The sequence below is a fragment of the Romboutsia sp. 13368 genome (assembly GCF_018336475.1).
Lineage (GTDB): Bacteria > Bacillota > Clostridia > Peptostreptococcales > Peptostreptococcaceae > Romboutsia.
Genome location: NZ_CP048741.1, coordinates 1,330,927 through 1,331,737, shown reverse-complemented (window position 1 = coordinate 1,331,737; position 811 = coordinate 1,330,927). Strand labels below are relative to the sequence as shown.

Here is an 811-nt window from a genome sequence, read left to right as displayed (position 1 = left end):
GTAGCTTCACCTTGTATAGATGGAAGATTTTTAACTTCATCAACATCTGAAACTGTAAACAATGGAAAACAAAAGAATATTCCATATATGATGGGAAGTACAAGTCATGATATAGTTCCACCATTTGTTTTCTCAATGGCAAAAGAGTGGTGTAAAACACAAGCGTCTCAAGATAAGCAAGATAGTTACTGTTGGTTCTTTGACCGTATGCTTCCAGGGGATGACAATGGAGCATGGCATTCAAGTGACTTATGGTACTGGTTTGGAACATTAAAAAATTGTTGGAGACCATTTACTAAGCATGATGAAATGTTATCTGATAAAATGACAGATTATTTATGTAACTTCTCTAAATATGGAAATCCAAATGGAGAAAGCTTAGTAGAGTGGCTTCCTACAAATGATAATCAAGACAATGTACTTTGTTGGGGAGAAAATGAAATTCGTATGGATAGTGTAGATATGGATTATTTACATGAAATAATGAGAACTAATGTTGCTGTAGGTGAATAATTGATATATAAAAAGGTAGTAAATTTCAAATTTAAAAATAATACCTACAGAAAGTAGTGTATATGATTCAGTTTGGTCATATATAGTTCCAGTTGCAATACCTCTTTGTATGTATGTCATTGCCTTCTATATTATTATATATTTTCATATCCATCTACATTTATTATAGGTGAAGAGAGTTATGTTACTAATTATGTTCTAGGACAAATAGATAAAGATATTATGAAATATCTAATAGGAAAATAATATACAATTTTATTTATATAAACATATATTAGAATTTAAACTATTGAAAATA

Annotated in this window: 1 protein-coding gene; it reads left to right on the top strand. The window is 29.3% G+C overall.

The features are described from left to right. A partial coding sequence (locus G3997_RS05400; RefSeq protein WP_296644097.1) for a carboxylesterase family protein occupies positions 1–513 on the top strand: 513 nt, incomplete at its 5' end. Positions 514–811: the final 298 nt, after the last annotated feature.